We start from the raw sequence: 18,807 nt of genomic DNA on the forward strand, positions 1-18,807 counted from the left end.
CTGACATTTGACCGAGGAGACCCATGTCCCGCCAACGAATCAATGAGGATTCAGCGATCCCCAGCAGAGGCAGCACCCGCGGCGTGGCGATGGTCATCGCCCTGTGTGCCTCGGTGGCCCTCCTGGACGGGTTCGACACCCAGGCGATCTCCCTCGCCGCCCCCGCGATCGGCGCCGAGTGGCATGTCGACCCGCATGACTTCGGCACCATCTTCAGCATCGGCCTGCTCGGCGGGCTGCTCGGCGCGATGGTCGCCGGAGTGATCGGTGACAAGGTGGGCCGCCGGCCGCTGGTGCTGTTCGGCGTCCTGGAGTTCGCCCTCCTCACCCTTCTGACCCCGGCCCTCGCCACCTCGATGGAATCCCTGGAGATACTGCGCTTCGTCACCGGGATCGGCCTGGGCGCCGCGGTGCCCGGCATCGTCTCCCTGGCGTCGGAGTACGCTCCGGCCAAGTCCAGGGCCACCATCGTCGGCATGATGTGGTGCGGCTTCCCCATGGGCGCCGTGATCGGCGGTCTGCTCGCCGCGTGGATGATCCCGGCCTACGGCTGGGAGAGCCTCTTCTACGTGGGCGGCGTGGTGCCGCTGCTGGTCCTGGTGCTGGCCTTCGCCAAGCTCCCCGAGTCCGCCCGCTTCCTCCAGGTCCGCGGCGACACCGCCGGCGCGGCCAAGGTCCTGGACCGGCTCGGCATCGACCCCGCGACGGCGGTGGAGGACGCCAGCCACTCCAGTGCCCCCAAGTCGCCCATGGTCGACCTGTTCCGGCAGGGCCGGGCGAGCGGCACCCTGCTGCTGTGGGCCGCCATGTTCTTCACCCTGCTGATGGCGTACTTCCTGACCGTCTGGCTGCCCACCATCGCGGCCGGTGCCGGGATGAGCAACGCCCTGCTGGCCGTGTCCGCGCTCAACCTCGGCGGCGTGATCGGCTGTCTGGTGATCAGCCGGATCGCCGACCGGCTCGCCAGGCCCGCCCTGCTGATCGGCGGGGCCTACGCGGTCGGCGCGGTCTTCATCGCCCTCATCGGCTGGGCCGACGGCTCCGGCGGACTGCTGCTGCTCGTCACCTTCGTGGCCGGTCTCGGCGCCATCGGCGCCCAGCTGTGCACGGTCTCCCTGTGCGCGATCTTCTACGAGACCCGGCTGCGGGCCACCGGTGTGGGCTGGTCCATCGGCGCCGGCCGCTTCGGCGGCATCATCGGCCCGATGATCGGAGCCAAGCTGCTCGCCGACGGGGCGTCCCCCGCGACCATGTTCCTGGTGGCGGGAAGTGCCTCACTGATCTGCGGACTGGTGCTGTTCGCGTTCAGCCTGACCCGACGGCACATCGCCGAGGCGCGGACCCCCGTACAGGTCCCCCTCGACAAGACTGTCACGTCCTGAGTGTCTGGAGAAACCTCATGAAGATCGTTCCCTTCGACGAGAGCAACTGGAAGAAGGACCACCCCACCGGAGCCATCGCGTTCCAGCACATGCTCAAGGGCGATCCCGAGTCCCGCGAGAACTTCATGTACGTGCTGGGCCGGCAGGACGCCGACTTCGCGATGCCCCGCCACCGGCACAACTTCGAGCAGATCCGGCTGCCGATCGTGGGTTCGATGAGCATCGGCCGGGGCCAGGTCCTGGAGGTGGGCCAGGTCGGCTACTTCCCGGAAGGGCTGTCCTACGGGCCGCAGGACGACCCGCTGGGCAAGGCCGCCCCGGGCGAGCGCCTGTCGATGGTCCTCCAGTTCGGCGGCTCCTCCGGCTACGGCTTCATGAGCATCGAGCAGCGCCGCAAGGCGTGGGACGAACTGCTGGAGACAGGAGGGAAGTTCGTCGGCCCCTACTACCACCGGCCGGACGGCAAGGTGCAGTGGGGCCTGAACACCATCTGGGAGCATGTCTTCGGCGAGCGGCTCAAGTACCCCCGGCCGCGCTACAAGAACGTGCAGATCGCGGACATCAAGCGGTTCAACTGGCTGCCCGTGGACGGCGCCCAGGGCGTCGAGAACAAGTTCATGGGGTCCTACTCCGAGCGGGGTGTCTGGATCGAGATGGTCCGCGTCGCCAAGGGCGCCACCTGGACCTCGACCGACCCCCGGGCCCGCCGCCTGCTGGTGGTGCGCTCGGGTGAGGGCACCGCCGAGGGCCAGGCCGTGTCCGAACTGGCCGCGATCCAGGCCGATCCGGGCGAGACCCTGCGGATGACCGCCACGCAGCAGCTGGAGATCTTCCTCATCGGACTGCCGCCGGTGGTCATCCCGCCGGCCGAGTCCGACGAGTACGACCTGGAGGAGATCCCGGGACACACTCTTCCGGACACCCTCCCGGAGCAGCCGACCGTGGAGCGGCCCGGGCAGCGGGTCTGATATCTCTGGGGCCGACCGGCTCACGCGGCGTGCACGGCACCACCCCCATCGGTGCCGTGCACGCCGCTGTCGGCTGAAGCGGACCAAACCAGACAGGACAGGACAGGACCGGACACCGCGAGGAACCACGCGGGACATGCAGGACCACGTACGAGCAGCACAAGGAACGGAAACGAGAACATGTACCTTCAACTCAACGACGCCGCCCGGATCGTCGACGCCGCGCTGGCGCACGGGCACACCCTGGGCGCCAGGCCGCTGACCGTGGCGGTCCTGGACGCGGGTGGCCACCTGGTGGCTCTCCAGCGGCAGGACGGCAGCGGGATCCTCCGGCCGAAGATCGCCGAGGCCAAGGCGTGGGGCGCGCTGGGGATGGGGGCGGGCGGACGCAACCTCGCCAAGCGGGCCGCCGACGCACCGGAGTTCTTCACCGCGCTCACCGCCATCTCCGACGGCCGGATCGCTCCGGTGCCCGGCGGCGTACTGATCCGCGACGGCGAGGGCCGGGTCATCGGCGCCGTGGGCATCAGCGGCGACCACCCCGACAAGGACGAGGCGTGCGCGGTCCACGGCATCGAGACCGCCGGCCTCACCGCGGACGGCGGCTGAGCCGCGGGGGCGCCCCACGCATCGACGAAGGGGGCCGGAGTGTGTACTCCGGCCCCCTTCGGGTGCCTGCGGACAGCCGTCCGCCGGGTCGCTCGCTCAGCCCAGTCCGTCGGCGCCGACCCGTACGGCGGACTCGTCGAGAAGGGTGTCCGTGACGGGCTGGAGGGTGCCGGCCAGATCCAGGACCGGACTGGCTTCCTTGTACCAGGACTCGATGACCGCGTTGCCCCAGAAGTCGCGCCGGCGGTCGTCGTGCACGCTCCAGCGGTAGGTCTCGTGGTCGGGGTCGCCGGTGTAGTAGTCGGAGGTGTAGATCTCGACGCGGTGACCGTCGGGGTCGCGCAGGTAGAGATAGAAGGCGTTGGAGACACCATGGCGGCCGGGGCCGCGTTCGATGTGGTGCTCCTTGCGGAGCGCGCCGAGGATGTCGGCCATCCGCAGAACCTGGTGGGACTCATGGGTGGCGACGCCGAGATGGTGCAGCCGGGGCCCGGCGCCGCCGGTGAAGGCGACGTCGTGGACGGTCTGTTTGCGGTACATCCAGGCCGCGTACAGCTCGTGCTCGTCGCCCTCGATGGTCTCGGAGCAGCCGAAACCCAGTGACTTGTAGTGGGTGTAGGCGGCGGGGATGTCGGGGGTGCAGATGTTGAAGTGGTCGAGACGGGCGATCTCGGCGCCGCGGCGCAGGTCGTAGCGCTGGATGAGGCGCTCGCCGCGCTCGATGTGGTGGAAGAACTCGATGGGGAAGCCGAGCGGGTCGATGACCCGGACGGCGTCCCCGACCGCGTGGGTGCCCTGCCCGGCGGGTGTCCGGCGCACCGGGCAGCCCAGACCGGTGAAGTACCGCTCGGCCTTGTCGACGTCCTCGGGGGTGCGGACGCGGTAGGCGAGATGGTCGAGCGCCGCCACCGGCCCCTGGCGCAGGACCAGGGAGTGATGGGTGAGTTCGTCGGTGCCGCGCAGATAGAGGGCGTCGGAGTCCTCGTGCTGGACATGGAAGCCGAGCATCTCGACCCAGAACCAGCGGGCCGCACCCAGGTCGGTCACGGCGAGCTGGGCGTAGGCCGAGCGGACGACATCGGGGGCGTCGGGGTGGGCTCCCGTCGAGGGGGTGGGTGCCGTCATGACCGGGCTCCGAAGCGGGGAGTGTGTACGTCCGTCAGGGCGACATGCACGATCTTCGATTCGGTGTAGAAGTCGATGCTGTGGGCGCCGCCTTCCCGGCCCACCCCGGACGCCTTGACCCCGCCGAACGGAGTGCGCAGATCACGGACGTTGTGGGAATTGATCCAGAGCATGCCGGACTCGACGGCGTGCGCGATGCGGTGCCCGCGGCTGAGATTGCTGGTCCAGATGTACGCGGCCAGGCCGAACTGGGTGGCGTTGGCCAGGTCGATCGCCTCGTCCTCGGTGTCGAAGGGCGCGAGGGCGACGACCGGACCGAAGATCTCCTCCTGGAAGATCCGGGCGTCCCGGGAGACATCGGCGAACACCGTGGGCTGGAGGTAGTTGCCCTCACTCAGGTGCTCGGGCCGGGTGCCGCCCGCCAGCAGACGGCCCTCCTTCCTGCCCAGCTCGACGTAGTGCATGACCCGGGCGTAGTGCTCGGGATGGACGAGCGCGCCCACCTCCGTGGCCGGGTCCGAGGGGGGTCCGACGCGGACGGCCGCGGCGCGCTCGGCGAGGCGCCGGGCGAACTCCTCGTAGACGGGACGTTCGATGAGCACGCGCGAGCCGGCGGTGCAGCGTTCGCCGTTGAGGGAGAACACCCCGAACAGCACCGAGTCGAGGGCCGCGTCGAGATCGGCGTCGGCGAACACCACCACCGGCGACTTGCCACCCAGCTCCATGGAGGTGGTCTTGAGGTGCTGGGCGGACGAACGGATGATGTGGCGGCCGGTGTCGGTGGAGCCGGTGAAGGAGATCAGCGGCACCTCCGGGTGGTCGACGAGAGCCTGCCCGGCCTCTTCGCCGATGCCGTGCACGATGTTGACCACCCCGGCGGGAACCCCCGCCTCGGCGAAGATGTCCGGCCACAGCGACGCCGACAGCGGTGTCCACTCCGCCGGCTTCAGGACCAGGGTGCAGCCCGCGGCGAGCGCCGGGGCGAGCTTCCAGCTCTCCAGCATGAACGGGGTGTTCCACGGGGTGATCAGACCAGCTACGCCGGCGGGGGAGCGCACGACGTAGCTGATCTGTTCCTCGCCCTGGCGGAACGCTTCCTCGCCGAGGGCGACGATCACATCGGCGAAGTAGCGGAAGTTCTCCGCCGCCCGCCGGGCCTGTCCCCGCGCCTGGGTGATCGGCAGACCGGAGTCGAACGACTCGAACTCCGCCAGCTGCTCATGGCGGGCCTCGATCGCGTCCGCGACCCGGTGCAGGACGGTGGCCCGCTGCCGGCTGGACAGCCCCGCCCACGCGGGGAACGCCGCCCGTGCGGCGGCCACCGCACGGTCCACATCGGCGGCGGCACCGGCGGCCGCACGCGCATAGGCGGTGTTGCTGACCGGGTCGGCCACCTCGAAGGTGCGCCCGTCGGCGGAGTCCAGCAGGGTGCCGCCGATCCAGTGCCGGATGGCGTCGGGAAGACCAGTGGGTCGCATGACAAGGGGCCTTTCAAACGTCGGATCGATCTACGGGACCCGCGCCGGTCCGGGAGAGCCGGGGGACCGGGGGATCTGGGTGAGGCGGGTGAGCCGGGGGACCGGGGATCTGGGTGAGCCGGGGGAGCTACGGGACCGGGGCGAGCTGGGGAGTGAGGTCGCCGCCCTCGGCCAGCAGGGCGCGGATCTTGGCGATCCCGGCGTCGGTGGGGCCGGTCAGCGGGGGCCGCACATGGGCGGAGGCGATCCGGCCCTGCTGGTGCAGGAGCCACTTGACGGGTGCCGGGTTGGTCTCCACGAACAGCAGATCCACCAGCGGGTGCAGCCGGTAGTGCAGATCCCGGGCCGCGTCGAAGTCACCGGCCTCCCACAACTCGTACATCCGGGCCACCGGCCCCGGGGCGATGTTGGCGACCGCGCTGACGAACCCGGCACCGCCCAGCGCGAGCAGCGGCAGGCACAGCAGCTCGATGCCGGACCACACCAGCAGCTCCCGCCCGCACGCGTGCAGCACCCGGGAGAAGTGCTCGAAGTCCTTCGTCGTCTCCTTCACCCCGACGAAATTGTCGAACTCGGTGAACAGCCGCTTCACCGTCTCGGGGGAGATGTCGACCGCCGTCCGCGAGGGCACGTTGTAGGCCACGATCGGCAGATCGGGAAACTCCCGTGCCACCGTCGCGTACCACTGGTAGAGCGCCTCCTGGGTGGGGCGCGCGTAGTAGGGGGTGATGACCAGTGCGGCGTCCGCCCCCAGCTCGCGGGCGGCGGCCGTCAGCTCCAGGGTCTCGTCCAGCTTGTGCGACCCGGTCCCGGGCAGGAACGGCACCCGGTCGGCGATCTCCTGAGACACCGTCCGCATCGCGGCGATCCGCTCGGCCGTGCTCTGCGCGCTGGGCTCACCCGTCGACCCGCCCAGCGACACCCCGTGCGAACCCGACTCCAGCTGGAACCGGACCAGGGCCCGCAGACTCTCGTGATCGACCGCCCCGTCCTCGCCGAACGGCGTCACCACCGGGGCGATCGACCCACGCACCGACGCCGGATCACTACGAAACTTCATCATCCACTCCTTGACCATGATTGCGTGTGGTGTCCTGCCGGGCGCACCACTGCCGGTACGCCTCACGCCAGGCCGGGCCCAGCGGGTAGAGACCGTCGATGCTCTGCCCCGCGTACACCTGCTCGGTGACGAACCGCTCCTGCCGCTCCTGTTCCTGGCTGTCGGCGATCAGTTCCTCGGCCAGCTCGGGCGGCACCACGACCACGCCGTCACTGTCACCGACCAGCAGGTCGCCCGGCTGGACCAGGGCGCCCCCACAGGCGATGGGCACCCCCGTGTCCCACGGCACATGCCGCCGGCCCAGCACCGAGGGATGCTCACCCCCGCGGTACACCGGCAGGTCGAGCGCCGCGATCAGCGCGCTGTCACGGATCGAACCGTCGGTGACCACACCCGCCGCACCCCGCTGGAGCGCCCGCAGCGCGAGGATGTCACCGAGCGTTCCGGCCGTGGTGTCCCGGCGGGCGTCCATCACCAGCACCTGCCCGGGACCGAGTTCCTCGATCGCGCGTTTCTGCGCGTTCATCCCGCCGCCGACCCGCTTGAACAGGTCCTCGCGCAGCGGCAGATACCGCAGGGTGTGGGCCACCCCGACCATGGACCGGCCCGGCTGGGTGGGGCGGACCCCGTCGATCGACATGTGCGGCAGCCCGTGCCTGGCCCGTAGCTGGGCACTGAGCGTGGCCACCGACACCGACCGCAGGCCGTCCGCGATCCGCTTGTCCAGCAGCGGCTTCGGCGTGAACGCCGCACCCCACGCCGCCTCCCGCTCCGCGGGGGTCGCCCTCGGCATCGCCCCGTACGGGTCCAGCGCCTCGCCCCGCACCACCTCACTGCGCAGACGGCCGGTGGACACGGTGCCGTCGCCGACCTCGACCTCGACGATGTCCCCGGGAACCACCACCGACGCCCCCGCGGGGGTGCCGGTGAGGATGACATCGCCCTCCTCCAGCGTGACCAGCCGGGACAGGTCCGCCACCAGCTGTCCGAAGGGGAACAGCAGGGTGTCCGTCGTGTCGTCCTGCACCAGTTGCCCATTGACCCAGGTCCGCAGCCGCAGCCCCGCCGGGTCGAGCGTCCGCGCGTCCAGCAGCCTGGGCCCGATCGGCGTGAACCCGTCGGCGCCCTTGGACCGCAGGTTCGAGCCCCGGTCCGCGTACCGCAGGTCGTACACCCCCGCGTCGTTCGCGGCGGTGACGTACGCGACGTGCCGCCATCCGTCCTCGGGGGCCACGCGGTGTGCCGGCGCGCCGATCACCAGGGCGATCTCCCCCTCGAACGCCATGAGGTCACACCCCTCGGGGCGCACCAGCGGCTCCCCGGAACCCGCCAGCGACGACGGGGGCTTCAGGAAGTACGACGGCTGCGCCGGAACCCGGCCCCGCTCCGCCACCCGGCTCGGATAGTTCAGATGCAGGGCGATGATCTTCGATGGCGTGGTGCCGAGCGGGTGCCCCATCAGCCGCGCGCCCTGTTTGCGGAGCCCTGCTCCGGGCCGCCCCGCCCCGTCTCGCCGTGCCGCATGCGTTCGCGCAGCGACAGCAGGCCGTCCACGGCGTCCATGCCCGGGCTGGGCACTCCGGTACGGCGGGCCAGTTCCCTGACCGCGCCGAGGATGGCGTCCGTCTCCAAGGGCCGGCCACGGTCGGAGTCCTGGAGCATCGAGGTACGGAAGGCACCCAGCCGGCGGGCCACGTCGAGACGCTCCTCCGCCGTCATGGCCGTCGGAACACCCAGCCTGGCCCCCACCTCGGCGGCCTCCGTGAAGATCGTCGCGCACAGGTCCCGTACGGCCGGCGTGTCCAGGATGTCGATCACGGTGGCCTCGGTCAGCGCGCTCACCGGGTTGAGGTTGACGTTGCCGAGCAGCTTCTCCCAGATCGCGGTGCGGATGTCGGTGTTCAGCTCGGCCCGCACCGGACCCTGCGACAGCGCCTTGGCGTACTTCTCGGCGCGCTCGCTGGTGCCGCCCAGCGGCTCACCGAGGATCAGCAGGTCGCCGCCGGTGTGGGCGACCTCGCCGGGTGCCGGGACGGAACTGCTGAAGTGCGCGACGCCGGCCAGGACCCGCGACGGCGGCAGCAGTTCGAGCAACTGCCCCTCGGGGTCCACCGCGCGGATCACCTGGTCGCCGGGGGCGTTCTCGACGGTCGCCAGCAGCCACCAGGGCACGCCGTTGGCCACGACCAGCAGATCGGCGCCCGCCGCGATCCAGGGGTGCACGGAGGCGACGGCGCCGGGCAGATCCTGCGTCTTGACGCAGATGACCACCAGGTCCGGCTCGTCCAGCCGCGCGGGGTCGGCGGAGGCGGCCAGCCGGTGCCGTACCTCCTGCCCGCCCGTGCGCAGCAGCAGGCCGTGCTCCTCGATCGCGTCGAGGTGGGTGCCCGGGGCACCCAGCAGGGACACCTGGGCACCGGACGGGAGGAAGGAGGCGGCCAGGGTCGCGCCGACGGCTCCCGGCCCCACAATCGTGATCTTCACGGACATCCCTCAGCTCTGGTAGGACGGGTCGATACGGTCGATCTTGCGGCGCAGCGCCTCGAACAGCGTGCGTCCGGCGCCGGTGCGGTCGCCCATCTGGAACGACTCCTGGGTCGACTGGACCGCGGCCTCGTGGCTCACCTTGGCCAGCGGCTGCCCGGCGGACGCCGCGGCCAGCTGGATCTCGCAGGCACGCTGAAGCGTCCACAGGGCGGAGAACGCGGCCGGCAGGGTGGGGCCGAGCGCCAGCAGCCCGTGGTTGCGCAGGATCATCAGATTGCGCTCACCCAGGTCGCTGACCAGCCGTTCCCGCTCGCCGGGGTTGACGGTGATGCCCTCGAAGTCGTGGTAGGCGACCATGTCGTGCAGTTGGGCCGAGTAGAAGTTGTCCGGGTCGAGGCCGTCGGCGAGACAGGCGACGGCGGTACCGGCGGTGGTGTGGGTGTGCATGACGCAGTGGGCGTCGGTACGGGCGGCGTGCAGCGCGGTGTGGATCAGCAGCCCGGCCTCGTTCACCGGCCACGGGGAGTCGGACAGGATCCGGCCCTCGTAGTCGATCTTCACCAGGTTCGACGCCGTGACCTCGTGGTACATCAGGCCGAACGGGTTGATGAGCAGGCTGCCGTCCTCTCCGGGGACGCGCAGCGTGATGTGGTTGAAGATCATTTCGACCCAGCCGAGATGGTCGAAGATCCGGTAGCAGGCGGCCAGTTCCAGACGGGCCTGCCACTCGGCGTCACTCATGGACGGGGGCGGCTGGGGGACGGGCGGATGCGCCGCGAGAGTCACCGTGGCTCCTTCGGGTCGGGCGAGGGTGGGGGTGGGCGATGGCGGGGCGGTGGCGGGGTGGGGTGGGGGCCTGGGCCGTGCCGGACGTGGCCCGTGACGACCGGGGACAGCTGGGGAGAGCGGCTCATAACGAGCATCGGACTTGCGCACTCCTCGCGGCAATGGCGGAACGTACACTGAGAGTCGGTCGCTGGTGTCGGATCCGACACTGGATCCGACATCGGATCCGACGTCGGGTGCCGAGAACCCGTCGAGTGTCTGCCATGAGGAGGGACCGGACCCATGCCGTCGCTGTCGCTGCGGCGCCTGGTGGGCGCGCTGCCCCAGGGCGCGGTGACCCCGTTGACCGAGGGGCGGCCCGAGGCGGTCACCGGGGTCGACCTGCTGGACTGCCCGGACGCCACCGGCGACCTTCCGCCGGGGCTGCTGCTGCTCGGCGTGGGCCTCGATCCCGGTGGTACGGCGGCCGGGGAAGCCCTGCGGACCGCGGCGCGCTGCTCGGCCGCCCTCGCCGTCAAAACCCCGCTGCCCGCCGCCCCCGCCCTGCTGGAGCAGGCCCGCCGCGAGGGGGTGGCGGTGCTCGCCGTGGACCCCCAAGTGCCGTGGAGCCGCATCCAGCACATGGTGGGCACGCTGCTCGCCGCCCCGTCCGCCAACGCGGGCCGGGGCGGGGACCGGCCGGCCGGGGGAGACCTCTTCGCCCTGGCGGACGCCCTCGCCGCGATCGTCGGCGGGGCTGTCGCGATCATGGACGTCCACCGGATCGTCGTGGCCTACTCCACGCTGCCCGGCCAGCCCATCGACGACACCCGCCGACGCGGCATCCTGAGCCGGCAGGTCCCCGAGGACGCCGTGGCCGACCATCTGGACCGCGAACTGTGGCGGGCGGACTCCGTGGTACGCCATCACCGGCCCGGTGACCTGCCGCGGCTGGCCGTGGCGATCCGGGCCGGCATGGATGTCCTGGGATCCCTCTGGGTGGCCTTCCCACCCGACGGCCCGGCCGGCGACTTCGAGGCCGCCCTCCGCGAGGCCGCCGGGGTGGCCGCCCTCCACATGCTCGCGTTGCGCCGGCAGATCGACGCCGACCAGGACAGCCGGAACCAGGCCCTGCGGGCTGCCCTGGACCCCCCGCAGGCCGGCCGGTCCGCGCCCGGTGAGGCTTCCGGGGTCTCGGGTGGGTTGCTGCTGGGTGGGGTGCTGGTTGGCTTGGCGGAAGCGGTGGTGGCTCCGGGGTTGACCGGGTCTCTGGGGTCGGCTGGGTCGCCGGGGTCGGCTGGGTCTCCGGATTTGAGCGGGTCCTCGAATTCGACTGGGTCAGGAAACTGGACCGGGTCTCCGGAGTCGACCGCGTCTCGAATCTGGACCAGGTCTGCGGACTCGACCGCGACTCCGGACTTGACCGCGCCTGCGGACTCGACCGGGCCCCTGGACCTGAGCGCGTCACCAGTCCCGACCGCGTCCACAGCCTCGACGCCACCCCCACCCCAGACCCCGCCCCCGCCCCCGGCCGAATCCGCGCCCCGCACCGCACCCGAAGAGGCCCGACGCCGACACCGTGCCGATCTGCTGCGTCTGCTCGACCTGGTGGCCCTGGACGGGCGCTCCCTCGGGTACGAGCCCGCGGCGGCGGTGATCGGCGGGCGGCTGTACGCCCTGTTGCCGGCCGCCTCAGGCGCCGCCGTGCCCTTCGGTCAACTGCTTGACCACCTTCTCCAGCGGGCGTACCGAGCCACCCGGCGCCGGTACGTCGCGGTGCGCACGGACGCCGATGTAGCCCCGCCGGGGCTGCGCGTCGCACGCCATGACATCGACGCCGCCCTGGACCACCTGGACGACACCGGCGCCGGGCCGGGCCTGTACCGCATCGGCGACCTCCGCGCCGACCTGGTGCTGCGCCGATTGCTGCGGACCGTGCGTGAACGGGCGGACCTGCGCACCGGCACCGCCGAGCGGATCGCCGCCCACGACGCCCAGCACGGCACCGAGTTCCTGACCACGCTGGCCGCCTACCTCAGGCACTTCGGCGAGGTAGCTCCCGCCAGTGCGGCACTGCACGTCCACCAGAACACCCTGCGCCAGCGGCTGCGCAAGGCCGAGCGGATCTTCGGCCTGCCCCTGGAGGACCCCACCCTGCGCCTGCTGCTGGCGGTGGAACTCGCGGCCGTACAGGGCGCCCCGGCCGGGAGGCCGCACGGCGACGGCCCGCTACCCGGCACCAGGTGACGACGGAGAGACCCCGTCAGATCGAGGCGTCGCCGACCGGCGAAGGCACGGCGCACGGACGCAGCACCATGAGTGAGTCCTCCGACGCCGCCGCCATGGCAAAGGGAAACCGGTCCAGCTCAAGACAGAGTTCCACGTCATCGGGATGGACCCCTTGACGCACACCGTCGGCCAGTTCGGCGGCGGCGCGCGACCCGGCGGCGCGGCGCAGGAACCCGGCGGCGTCCGTCCCGGGCTCGACGGCTCTCCGGGCGATGTAGTGAGCGCACGCCAGATCCTCATCGGCCCGTCCGTCGTCGCCGGTGACCACGAACGTGACACCGTCACTCCCGCGTGTCCGCAGGACCCGAGCCGTCGCCTCCGCCACCACGAAGCTCGCGCACAGCACCAGCGACGCCTCCTTGACCGCGAGGGCGCCGACCGTCCCTGCCGTGGTCTTCTGCACAACGGTCCGTCCGCCGAGGTCGACCGACCGCAGCAGGCCCGGCGAGTTGACCAGGTCGAAACCGGGCGCCCTCGGGCCGTCCTTGAGCGTCACTCACTCCGGGTGGCGGGCCTTGAGCGCGAGGGCTTCGTCCAGCGACCCGGCAAGCACGATCTTCTCCGCCCCCTGGGCGAAGACCCAGCCGGCCACCGTGAAAGCACGCATGACGTCCACCACGACAGCGACGGACGGGACCTCGACCAGCTCGCCGATGCCGACGAAACGAGTGTCCATGGTGGAACGACGGTCCATGGTGAAACGAGAGTCCATGGTGAAGGGAGTGTCCATACCGATCATGATCCCGCCCCGCCCGCCTGCTCAAGCACCACACGGAGTCACGCCGCCGCCTCACGCGCGCGCCCTCGCCGTCGTGATGCGGCAGCCCGCCAGCGTATGGGTGCCCTGCTGGGCCACCGGAGTCAGGCCGTAGAAGACGCGTGGGGCGCCGTCGAGGGTGAGTGTCACCTGGCCCTGTGCCGGTGAGAGCTGCCGGCTGCGGCCGATGGCGTCCAGCTCGCGTACGGCGGTGCCCGCGGTGACCGTGAGGAGGGTCTTGGTCGGCCATGGGTCGACCCAGATCTCGGGGGCGGGGAAGTGCCAGTCGGTGCGCTGGCCGGAGGTGTTGAGGAGGTAGCCGTCGGCCCGGTTCCACAGGACGACCGCCGGGCCGTCGGGTGTGGCGAACCACAGGCCGAAGGTCTGCGGGTCGGTGAAGGCCAGGTGGCCCTGGAAGGTGGCCTGGTCGAGGAGGCGGGCCGCGGTCGCGTAGGCGAGGAGCGACGGCTTCGGGCTGAGGTCGCGGTTCATCAGCCCGTAGTGGTACTCGACATTGTCCGGGTCGGCGACCTGCGGCATGCCCAGCACACTGTCGTGGAACTGGTACCAGCACACACAGGTGACCCCTTCGGCTTTGGCCAGTGCCAGGCTGAGCAGGACGTTCTCCGCCGCGTGCCGGTAGGTGTCGTGCCACCAGCTGTTCGGCCTGGTCGGCGCGTAGGCCTCCGTCAGCCAGATCTCCTTCTCGCCGTGCTGCGCCATCAGCGTCTTGAGCTGCTTCAGCCCGCCGTAGAAGTTCCAGTAGCTGCCCTCGGGGCCGGTGCTCCAGTCACCGCCCGGCGGTATGTAGTCCGGGGTGAAGTTGCCGCGCCCGGGGTGATAGGCGAACGCGTCGATCAGGTCCCAGCCGCCGGCGGCGATGAAATTCTCCACCCAGGGCTTGTCCATCCCGGCGAGGCCGTTGTTCATCAGCTTGATCGTGGCACCGGTCGCCGCCCGCCGGTCGAAGACCGGGCGCAGCGCCTTGTCCAGATAGGACTGGGCGGCCACCCCGGTGTTGAACGGCCGGTTCAGTTCGTTGCCGACCTCGAAATAGCCGGCGCCCGCCCCTTGCGCCACGGTCAGTTTGTCGGCGGCCCAGGCAGCCGCCTCGGTGTCGGTCGCTTCGAGTGACGGTTGCAGCTCGATGTTGTGACGCATGCCGCGCGCGTCGAACGCGGAGGGAGGCAGCCCCGGGCCGCCGTCGTAGGCGATGCGGACCAGTGAGATACCGGCCCGCTGCCAGAGATCGAGTACGGCGGTGGCGCTCGGCCGTTGCAGCCACGGATAGTTGGCGATGCCGAACATGCTGTCCGCACCGGCCTGGTAGGTGTGGGGCGCGAGCGTCGCGAGGTTGGTCCGGGCGAATGCCTCGTCGCCCGCCGACCGTACGACGACCTCGGCCATCGCGATGCCGGCGGTCGGCGCGGGCACGGTGAAGGTGTGCTGCCAGGTGCCCGCCGCGGTGATGTTGCCGGTCACCGTCGTGGCGGCCAGGTGTGCGCCGTCGAAGTCGCGCACCGACAGTTCCAGCTCGGCCGTCCGTGCGGCGCCGCCGTTGGCGACCAGGGCGGTGAGCAGCATCGGCTCGCCGGGGACCTGATAGAGGTTGAAGTCGCGGTCGGCGGTCAGCTCCAGGCCGAGTTCGATCCCGCGGCCGATGGTGGCCGTCGCCGACGGCCTGGTCTCCGAGAAGAAGAAGTCGGCCCGGCTGGTCCACCCGCCGGCCGGGTCCGCCACCCCCGGTGCGTGCACCCAGGTCGTGTTCGTCCATGCCTGACGTGACCGTTCCAGCAGGAACAGCCCGTGCAGACTGCCCCAGGCCGAGGTGTGCGCGACGCCCGCGGTCTCCTCGTACGGGATGCCGCCGCCGGTGTCGCGGACCCACTCGGTGATCGCGATGTAGTCGTCGGGCCCGGTCGGTGCCTGGATCGCCCGGCTGAACAGGAAGCCGTCCGGTACCAGGGTGTCCGCGCCGCTGATCCGCCACTCCAGCCGGGCGTGCCCGGTGCTGACGCTGAACCAGCCGACGACGGTGGTGGGGCCGGCGGCGGCGTCGAAGGTGTAGTCCATCCGGATCGCCGGTGTGCCGTCCGGGAGTGAGGCCGGTGCGGGGGTGCCGCCGGTCGACAGGTGGATGCCGGTGAGCCGGTCCTTGATCTGGAACTTCGACCCGGCGGAGCGGGTGACACCGGCCGCGTCACGGATGGCCAGCCGACCACCCACACCGGCCAGCAGACTGATCCCGCCGGCGGTCAGGGTGACATCACCGGCCGCGGCGTGGGCCGTCACGGCGGTGGGCTCGGCGATCAGTACGACGCTGGCCGCGAGCGCCGCGCCGAGCAGACCGCGACGGCTGAGGCGGGGGCCTCGGGCATGAGGGCCTTGAGCATGGGGCGTGGTCATCGTTCGCTCCTGTCCGGCCGCGCGGTGTCGTGATAATGCCTATCTTCACGGCGCCGTCATGGCTGCCGTCGTGGCTGCTTCAGCGCGGCGAGACGGACGATGTCAACTCGGTGACCCGTTGGTCAAGAGGGGATTGCGTTCTTGTTTCCGGCGGCTTAAGGTCACCGATGTTCGTTGCAGATACGCATTATCAGCGGAGGATCGATGCCAACGAAGCCGCGCCGGGTGACCCAGCGCGAGATCGCCGAGATCGCGGGCGTCAGTCAGACCACCGTGTCGGTGGTGCTGAACGACCGTGACGACACGAACGCCCGCATCTCGGAGGAGACGCGGGCGCGGGTCAGGCGGGCGCTCGATCAGGCCACCTACGTAGCCGATCCGGCGGCCCGCCGGCTGGCCGGTCTGGACAACCAGATCATCGGCGTCTTCACCTACGAGGAAGCCCTGTCGCCGGAGAGCATGGACTTCTACGGCCCGCTGCTGAACGGCATCGAGCGCGCGGCCGAGACGATCGGCTGGGACCTGCTGTTCTTCACGTCCTCGCCGGTCGAGAACGGCACCCGCAGTCTGTTCCACCGCAAGACCCGCCTGCGCCTCACCGACGGCTGCATCCTGCTCGGCCAGCAGATGGTCGGCTCCGAGCTGGAGCGGATGGTCGCCGAGCAGTTCCCGTTCGTCGCGGTCGGCCGCAGGGACGAGACGGCCGCGGCGGTGCCCTACGTCGGTATCGACTACGTCACTCCGACGGACACCGTGATCGACCTGGCCGCGGCCGGCGGGCACCGCCAGGCGCTGTATGTGCACCGTGGCCGCGACACCGCCACCGCGCGGGACAGGCGTGGCGCGGTCGAGGCGGCCTCGGCGGCGGGCCGTATGGCGTTCATGCTCGTCGGTGAGGAGCGCGTCGCCGACCTGCCCCGGCTGGCCCGCGCCACCGAGGCCACGCTGATCATCGCCGAGGACGCCTTCCTCACCGAGGATGTCATCCTGTCGCTCGTCGGCGCCGGGGTCGACGTGCCCGGCGAGATCTCCGTCGCCGCGCTCGGCGAGGTGCGGGGGCATCGCGTCGACGGGCGGGCGCTGACGGGCTTCCGGGTGCCGCGCAAGCAGGTCGCCGCCGACGCGCTGGAGCTGTTGCAGCAGCTGATCGTCACCGACCCGCAGGAGTGGGCCGGCCTGGACACCCAGCGGCTGCTGGTGGCCGAGGTCGAAGCGGGCGAGACCGTTGTCGCCCGCTCGACGGGGCTCTCGTGAACGCGCTCGCCGCGGAGGTGGCGATCATCGGCGGCGGCCTCGGATCGGTGGCGGCGGCGCTCGCGCTGCTGGAACGCGGTCACCAGGTGGTGATGACCGAGGAATACCCCTGGCTGGGCGGCCAGCTGACCTCCCAGGCGGTGCCGCCGGACGAGCACATCTGGGTGGAGCAGTTCGGCGTCACCGCCCGCTACCGGACGCTGCGGGACCACATCCGCCGCTACTACCGGGACCACTATCCGCTGTCGGCGGCGGCGCGCGCGGACCGTGAACTCAACCCGGGCCGCGGCCGGGTGAGCCGGCTGTGCCACGAGCCGCGGGTGGCGCTCGCGGTGATCGACGCTCTCCTCGCCCCGTACCGGTCGAGCGGCCGGCTGACCGTCCTGCAACCCGCGGTTCCCCTCGCGGCGGACGTCGTGGACGGCGTGGTCCGCACGGTCACCGTCGCCCATCCGGCGACCGGGGCGGAGAGTGTGATCACGGCCCGGTTCGTGCTGGACGGCACGGAGACCGGTGACCTGCTCCCGCTGACCGGCACCGAGTACGTCGTCGGTGCCGAGGCGCGGTCCGACACCGGTGAGCCGAGCGCGGCCGAGGTCGCCGACCCCACCAACGTGCAGTCGATCGCGTGGTGCTTCGTCTTCGATCACGACGCACACGGCGATCACACCATCGCCCGGCCCGCCGACTACGACGACTGGCGCGCGCTCGAACTGCCCTTCTGGGGAGCGCCGATGCTGTCGTTCACCGCGCCCGATCCGCGCACCCTGGTGCCGGAGCAGCGCACCATGATCGTCAATCCGGAGCGGGACGTCTCCGGTGACCCGCGGTTCGACGCGGGTGACCGGGACCTGTGGCAGTTCCGGCGGATCGCCGCGCGGCAGACCTTCACCGACGGGCTGTACGGCAGTGACATCGTGCTGGCCAACTGGCCGCAGCTGGACTACGTCGGCGGCTCCATCATCGACACCGACGAGCGGCTGACGCACCTGGCCGCGGCGAAGGCACAGTCCCGGGCCTACGTCCACTGGCTCCAGACCGAGGCGCCCCGGCCCGACGGGGGCCGCGGCTGGCCGGGGCTGCGGCTGCGCGGAGATGTGGTCGGCACCACCGACGGCTTCGCGCAGGCGCCGTACATCCGCGAATCGCGCCGGATCAAGGCGCTGACCACCATCCGCGAGCAGGACATCTCGATCGAGGCCCGCGGATACGCCGGCCCGGCCCGGTTCGACGCGTCCGTCGGGGTGGGCATGTACCGGATCGACCTGCATCCCTCGACCGGCGGTGACAACTACATCGACGTCGAGTCGGCGCCGTTCGAGATCCCGCTGGGCGCCCTGGTCCCGGTCCGGACCCAGAACCTGATCCCGGCCGCCAAGAACATCGGCACCACCCACATCACCAACGGCGCCTACCGGCTCCATCCGGTCGAATGGAACATCGGCGAGTCCGCGGGCGAACTCGCCGCCTTCTGCCTGGACCGCGCGCTCAGCCCGCGGCAGGTCGCCGCCGAACCCGCACTCGTCGATCAGCTCCAGCGCCGCCTGACCGAGGCCGGCGTCGAACTGCACTGGCCCGAGATCGTCGGCTACTGAGCCGCGAAGGGCCGACCAGCACCACGAAAGGGAACGCGCACATGTTCAGAACCAGAAAGGCGCTCGGCGCACTCGCCGCGACGACGGCGCTCACGCTCGGCGCGGCGGCCTGCTCCGGGCCGGCGGCCGACAGCCAGGACACCGCGACCCAGCTGCGGATGACGGTCTGGACGTCGGACGAGGCCCAGCTGAAGCTGCTGAACAGCATCGCCGACGCCTACCGGGCCGACCACCCGGACGTCGCCGGGATCACCTTCGAGAGCCTGCCGTTCGCCGACTACAACACCACGCTCACCACCCAGATCGCCGGCGGCAACGCCCCCGACCTCGCCTGGATGGGCGACCTGTCCAGTGACCTCATCGCCTCCGACGCCCTCCTCGGCCTCACCGACACACTCAAGGCCACCCCGGGCTGGAAGTACGACGACCTGCTCGGCAGTGTGACAGCGGAGTTCAGCCGCGACGGCACCCTCTACGCCTACCCGTTCTCCAACTCGCCGTACGCCCTCTACGTGAACACCGACCTGCTCGCCGAAGCCGGCCAGGAGATCGACCCGGCCACCGCGACCTGGGACCAGGTCGCCGCCGCCGGAGCCGCCGTGAACGACAAGACCGGCAAGGCCGGCTTCGTC

Annotated in this window: 14 protein-coding genes and 1 pseudogene; 7 read left to right on the forward strand and 8 right to left on the reverse strand. The window is 71.2% G+C overall.

Annotated features, from left to right (window positions below; genetic code table 11):
* Positions 1 to 23 precede the first annotated feature (23 nt).
* The 3 genes from ACFRFC_RS25020 to ACFRFC_RS25030 all read left to right on the forward strand — a co-directional run bounded on the left by ACFRFC_RS25020 (position 24) and on the right by ACFRFC_RS25030 (position 2,959).
* Positions 24 to 1,382, forward strand: coding sequence for an MFS transporter (locus tag ACFRFC_RS25020; protein WP_382689560.1), 1,359 nt, complete (start codon positions 24 to 26; stop codon positions 1,380 to 1,382).
* Between the two features lie 17 nt (positions 1,383 to 1,399).
* Positions 1,400 to 2,350, forward strand: coding sequence for a hypothetical protein (locus ACFRFC_RS25025; protein WP_382689558.1), 951 nt, complete (start codon positions 1,400 to 1,402; stop codon positions 2,348 to 2,350).
* A 180-nt stretch (positions 2,351 to 2,530) separates the two neighbouring features.
* Positions 2,531 to 2,959, forward strand: coding sequence for a heme-binding protein (locus ACFRFC_RS25030; RefSeq protein WP_382689556.1), 429 nt, complete (start codon positions 2,531 to 2,533; stop codon positions 2,957 to 2,959).
* Between the two features lie 96 nt (positions 2,960 to 3,055).
* On the opposite strand, the gene hpaD is transcribed toward ACFRFC_RS25030, so the two are convergent.
* The 6 genes from hpaD to ACFRFC_RS25060 all read right to left on the reverse strand — a co-directional run bounded on the left by hpaD (position 3,056) and on the right by ACFRFC_RS25060 (position 9,895).
* Positions 3,056 to 4,084 (reverse strand): 3,4-dihydroxyphenylacetate 2,3-dioxygenase, encoded by a 1,029-nt coding sequence (hpaD, locus tag ACFRFC_RS25035; RefSeq protein ID WP_382689554.1) that lies wholly within the window; start codon positions 4,082 to 4,084, stop codon positions 3,056 to 3,058.
* A complete protein-coding gene (gene hpaE / locus ACFRFC_RS25040) occupies positions 4,081 to 5,562 on the reverse strand; it encodes a 5-carboxymethyl-2-hydroxymuconate semialdehyde dehydrogenase (RefSeq protein WP_382689552.1) in 1,482 nt (493 codons plus the stop codon). Before hpaE ends, hpaD begins: the two co-directional genes overlap by 4 nt.
* Positions 5,563 to 5,689: 127 nt before the next feature.
* Positions 5,690 to 6,625 carry a 4-hydroxy-tetrahydrodipicolinate synthase gene (gene dapA, locus ACFRFC_RS25045; protein ID WP_382689550.1) on the reverse strand — a complete coding sequence of 312 codons (936 nt, stop codon included), beginning with the start codon at positions 6,623 to 6,625 and terminating at the stop codon, positions 5,690 to 5,692.
* Positions 6,609 to 8,081 (reverse strand): fumarylacetoacetate hydrolase family protein, encoded by a 1,473-nt coding sequence (locus tag ACFRFC_RS25050; protein WP_382689548.1) that lies wholly within the window; start codon positions 8,079 to 8,081, stop codon positions 6,609 to 6,611. The genes dapA and ACFRFC_RS25050 overlap by 17 nt, the downstream gene beginning before the upstream one ends.
* Positions 8,081 to 9,106 carry a 2-dehydropantoate 2-reductase gene (locus tag ACFRFC_RS25055; RefSeq protein WP_382689546.1) on the reverse strand — a complete coding sequence of 342 codons (1,026 nt, stop codon included), beginning with the start codon at positions 9,104 to 9,106 and terminating at the stop codon, positions 8,081 to 8,083. The genes ACFRFC_RS25050 and ACFRFC_RS25055 overlap by 1 nt, the downstream gene beginning before the upstream one ends.
* A 9-nt stretch (positions 9,107 to 9,115) precedes the next feature.
* Positions 9,116 to 9,895 (reverse strand): class II aldolase/adducin family protein, encoded by a 780-nt coding sequence (locus ACFRFC_RS25060; RefSeq protein WP_382689544.1) that lies wholly within the window; start codon positions 9,893 to 9,895, stop codon positions 9,116 to 9,118.
* A gap of 282 nt (positions 9,896 to 10,177) precedes the next feature.
* On the opposite strand from ACFRFC_RS25060, the gene ACFRFC_RS25065 reads away from it, so the two are divergent.
* The gene (locus tag ACFRFC_RS25065; protein WP_382689542.1) at positions 10,178 to 12,121 is read left to right on the forward strand and encodes a PucR family transcriptional regulator; all 1,944 of its coding nucleotides are present in this window, start codon (positions 10,178 to 10,180) and stop codon (positions 12,119 to 12,121) included.
* 16 nt (positions 12,122 to 12,137) lie between these two features.
* On the opposite strand, the pseudogene ACFRFC_RS25070 reads toward ACFRFC_RS25065, so the two are convergent.
* Positions 12,138 to 12,839, reverse strand: a pseudogene (locus tag ACFRFC_RS25070) (2-phosphosulfolactate phosphatase).
* Positions 12,840 to 12,953: 114 nt separating this feature from the next.
* Positions 12,954 to 15,326 carry a hypothetical protein gene (locus ACFRFC_RS25075; protein ID WP_382689540.1) on the reverse strand — a complete coding sequence of 791 codons (2,373 nt, stop codon included), beginning with the start codon at positions 15,324 to 15,326 and terminating at the stop codon, positions 12,954 to 12,956.
* Positions 15,327 to 15,530: 204 nt separating this feature from the next.
* Here ACFRFC_RS25075 and ACFRFC_RS25080 point away from each other — a divergent pair, with 204 nt between their 5' ends.
* The 3 genes from ACFRFC_RS25080 to ACFRFC_RS25090 form a co-directional block, all read left to right on the forward strand.
* Complete coding sequence (locus ACFRFC_RS25080; RefSeq protein WP_382689538.1) at positions 15,531 to 16,580, forward strand: LacI family DNA-binding transcriptional regulator; 1,050 nt, start codon at positions 15,531 to 15,533, stop codon at positions 16,578 to 16,580.
* Complete coding sequence (locus tag ACFRFC_RS25085; RefSeq protein ID WP_382689536.1) at positions 16,577 to 18,175, forward strand: FAD-dependent oxidoreductase; 1,599 nt, start codon at positions 16,577 to 16,579, stop codon at positions 18,173 to 18,175. Before ACFRFC_RS25080 ends, ACFRFC_RS25085 begins: the two co-directional genes overlap by 4 nt.
* Positions 18,176 to 18,216: 41 nt before the next feature.
* Positions 18,217 to 18,807: ABC transporter substrate-binding protein (locus tag ACFRFC_RS25090; protein ID WP_383112655.1), on the forward strand; the 591-nt coding region annotated here is incomplete at its 3' end.

Origin of the sequence: Streptomyces sp. NPDC056734 (assembly GCF_042790455.1) — a bacterium.
Taxonomy (GTDB): domain Bacteria; phylum Actinomycetota; class Actinomycetes; order Streptomycetales; family Streptomycetaceae; genus Streptomyces.